This window comes from Arthrobacter sp. 05T47, from assembly GCF_056395825.1.
In genome coordinates this window covers 1-3990 of sequence record NZ_JBFTKG010000080.1, presented here as the reverse complement: position 1 = coordinate 3990, position 3990 = coordinate 1, and the positions used below count along the sequence as shown (strand labels likewise).

At 60.1% G+C, this 3990-nt stretch carries 3 protein-coding genes; 2 read left to right on the top strand and 1 reads right to left on the bottom strand.

The window, feature by feature from the left end:
• Nucleotides 1-233 precede the first annotated feature (233 nt).
• Nucleotides 234-485, top strand: a complete 252-nt coding sequence (locus tag AC1DEY_RS22640; protein WP_476869956.1) for a helix-turn-helix domain-containing protein — start codon at nt 234-236, stop codon at nt 483-485.
• A 7-nt stretch (nt 486-492) separates the two neighbouring features.
• Here the strand turns inward: AC1DEY_RS22640 and AC1DEY_RS22635 are convergent, their stop codons facing one another.
• Nucleotides 493-1293 carry a hypothetical protein gene (locus tag AC1DEY_RS22635; RefSeq protein WP_476869955.1) on the bottom strand — a complete coding sequence of 267 codons (801 nt, stop codon included), beginning with the start codon at nt 1291-1293 and terminating at the stop codon, nt 493-495.
• Nucleotides 1294-1532: 239 nt separating this feature from the next.
• Here AC1DEY_RS22635 and AC1DEY_RS22630 point away from each other — a divergent pair.
• Nucleotides 1533-3990, top strand: a 2458-nt coding sequence (locus AC1DEY_RS22630; protein ID WP_476869954.1) for a restriction endonuclease, incomplete at its 3' end; no start/stop codon positions are given.

Here is a 3990-nt window from a genome sequence, read left to right as displayed (position 1 = left end):
GCCATACTGTGCCTCCAGCATCGATCTGGCGTCAGCAGCGGTGCGGGCTTGCACCTGCACTTCCACGGCGCGGCCATTCATCCGCACGGTGGCCTTGAAGGTCTTCATGATCGCGTCTCCATCGTAGAACTGGATGCAGCGACGATGGCGGCCATTTCCTAAAAATACGGAAAAGTGTCCTACGGAAAATACGCATATAGGTGGAGCGCCAGTCCAAACATGGCTGGCGATCCATGCCCAAAACCATCTTCGGCGGTGACCATCAGCACTTGGTTGAGGTGTTGATCGAGGCCCGCAAGCGCGCCGGGTTGAAGCAGGAAGAGGTTGCGGAGCGGCTGGGGCGTGATCAGACATTCATCTCGCTGATCGAGCGGGGGCAGCGGCGGCTGGACATCATCGAGTTCATTCGGCTGGCCGAGGCGTTAGAGCGCGACCCTGTGGCGCTGTTCAGCGATGTCGTCGGCCGCGTAAAGGCCGGATCGTAGCCGCCCGCTACTCCGCATCGAGTGGGATTGTGTCGTGCAGTGCAGTGATGCGGTATCCGGCAGGGCCGTTGGGGCCTAACAGAATGCGAGCATCGACCACGAAGCCGACCTCGAACGGATTTCTGTCGCCGCGATACATGTCTTCCTTCACGGCGGCGTCGGCGAAGATGACCGGTCTGGCGGTCTTGTCCACGCTGGCGATGATCCCCCGATCAGGACTCCGTTTTCCGACTTCAACGCCGGGGCCATCCTGAATCTGCTTCCAAACGAACAGAGCGCTTGAAACGGATTGCTCGGTGTCCGTGCTCAGGGTGTTGCGCAGAAGTGCGGCGCGGTTGTCGATTACCTGCGCTTCGTGCTGGTTCAAATGAAGCAGGATCGGCTGAATGATGTTGTTGTCGCCGTTGACAGCGAGGGTGAGGCCGCCCCCTTCGGAGTTCAGGACGGGCTTGATGATGGCTCGCGCGTCGTCACAGTCTGTAATGCTGACGTCGGCCGCTTTAGCTTCCCCGGACCTAAACTTTTCGAGCAGGGAAGAGACGTTCTTGCCGAACTCGAACAGGTTGTTGAGCCCACCAGCACCCTCGATAACGGCCTGCGCCGCCAGCGCGGTCGAGACCAGATCAATAACAATCGAGCCTTGGCGAATTTCGGCGAGGTAGAGCTTCGCTGCATCTGCCTCACCGTGTGTCCGGCTGTACCTGCCATAGCGACCGGAAAGGCGTGATAGCGCGTCTGTAAACGCCCCCAGAGGCATCGGACCGTCATGGTCCAGCGTCAGCGTCAGCGACGGTGTTACTTCCCCCATCTGGCGATCTAACGAGGAAGAGGGACCGGGAGTCCACTGAAAAGCGACTTAAGGGGTCGCTCGCAACCCCAGTATGTGCCTCCGGGTTCGTGGATTGTGACGGAAGAGGGTTCCAAGTTTCGCCGACGCACGCCACGGTGGCGCGAATATGAGGGAGGCGTGCAGGCTGCGGAAGCGCCGCTGTCGCGACGAGCTTTGGCGCCTCCTCTCGCTGATACGCGCCTTGCTTCCGGTGACCGATGTCCGACCTAAACGCCCTGCTGGAATTCTTCCGCGACGCCGCCCGCTCAGAACATGAGAAAGGGAAGTACTTCGAACGGATCGCGGTGGAGTTCATCAAGAGCGATCCCGGCATGGCGCAGGAATACGAAGACGCTTGGCTTTATGCAGACTGGGCCAAAGCGTCGGGCCGAGATGGTCGCGACACCGGGATTGATGTGGTCGCCCAGATGCGTGACGGCGGCGTTTGCGCGATCCAGTGCAAATTCTATCACGAAGGCCACCGCATCCAGAGGGCCGACATCGACAGCTTCTTCACGGCGTCGGGAAAGAGCCCGTTCACCCGCCGATTGATCATCGACACCACGGACGCACCGTGGAGTGGACACGCCGAAGACGCCCTCGACGGCCAGCAGATCGAAACCTCGCGGATTGGTCTGGATCGCCTAGCGGGAAGCCCCATCGACTGGGCCAAGTACCTCTTTGAAGACACTCTGGAGGTTGCCGAGAAGAAGAAGCCGCGCCCCCACCAAGTGCAGGCGCTCGCAGCCGTGCGCGAGGGGTTGTCCGAGGGCGACCGTGGCAAGCTCATCATGGCCTGCGGCACCGGTAAGACATTTACCGGCCTCAAGATCGCGGAGGATATGGTCGGCGTCGGCAAGACCGCGTTGTTCCTCGTGCCGTCCTTGTCGCTCATGTCCCAGACCATTCGGGAATGGACCATCGACTCGACGACGCCACTTCGAGCCTTCGCCGTCTGCTCTGACGCGCAGGTTGGAAAACGGCGCCGCAATGCCGATGACGTGGCGGAAGTCGAAGCCCACGACCTCGACTATCCGGCGACGACCAACGCCGCCAAGTTGGCGAAGAAGGTCTCGCACGCAGCGCCAGACCGGATGACGGTCGTATTCGCGACGTATCAGTCAATTCAGGTGGTTGCGGCTGCGCAGACCGACCACGGAATGCCCGAGTTTGATCTCATTATCTGCGACGAGGCCCACAGGACGACGGGGGCGACATTCGCCGGTGAGGAAGAGAGCCACTTCGTCCGCGTCCACGACCAGACATACCTCAAGGGCAAGAAGCGCCTTTACATGACCGCCACGCCTCGCGTGTTCGGTGATGGCGTGAAGGCCAAAGCCAATGAGGCATCCGTCGAACTGTGCTCTATGGACGACGAGAGCAAGTACGGCACGACCCTCTTCCAGAAGGGCTTTGGTTGGGCGGTCGAGAATGGCCTACTTACTGACTACAAGGTCGTTGTCCTCGCCGTGGACGAGGGAATGGTCAGTTCCAGCATCCAGAGCCGCTTAGCGGCCGGTGACAACGAACTGAAACTAGACGACGCCACCAAAATCATCGGTTGCTACAAGGCCCTGACCAAGGGCGACCTGAAACAAGATGTCGGCGACGATGGCGAGCCGATGCACAGGGCACTGGCTTTCTGCAAAGACATCGCCAGTTCTAAGCTGATCAAAGATCAATTCGCGTCGGTGGTCGCGGACTACCTCGCCTCCGAGGAGGGCAAGGAGACCGAGGCGGGCCGCACCCCTCTGGGCTGCGAACTGCAACACGTTGACGGCACCTTCAACGCCAAGGATCGGAACCGTTGCCTCGAATGGCTCAAGGCTGAACAGACCGAGGACGTCTGCCGCATCCTCACCAACGCTCGTTGCCTATCCGAAGGCGTCGATGTTCCGGCGCTAGACGCAATCCTCTTCATGCACCCCCGGAAATCCCAGATCGACGTGGTGCAGTCGGTAGGCCGCGTCATGCGCAGGGCCGAAGGCAAAAAGATGGGATACGTGATCCTCCCCATCGGCGTGCCCGCTGGAATGTCGCCCGAGGACGCCCTGAACGACAACGAGCGCTATCGCGTCGTCTGGCAAATCTTGAATGCCCTACGGTCGCACGACGAACGCTTCGACGCGATGATCAACAAGATGGACTTGGGCGTCGATGTTAGCGGCCAGATCGAGGTTATTGCCGTAAGCAACAAGCTGCCCACCAAAGCGGACAAGTCGAAAGGTAAAGCGAATATCGGTCATGGTAGCGCCCCGGACGACGATGGCAGCGAGGACGACAAGCTAGACATCACGGCGCCCGGTGGCGGCCAGATCGAATTTATCTTCGACGAGTTCTCGAAGGCKATCATGGCGAAGATCGTCAAGAAATGCGGTAGGCGCGACTACTGGGAGAATTGGGCGGGCGATATTGCGAAGATCGCCCAGACCCACATCACTCGCATCACCGCGCTAGTTCAGAAAGCCGGAACCCCCGAGCGTGCGGCATTCKACGCCTTCCTTGCGGAAATCCGCGACGATCTGAATGACAGCATCTCGGCCGATGAAGCCATAGAGATGTTGGCTCAACATCTCATCACCCGGCCAGTTTTCGACGCGATCTTCGAGGGGTACAGCTTCGCCGACGCAAACCCTGTTTCGCGGGCTATGGAAGCTGTCCTCGCTGCCTTGGATG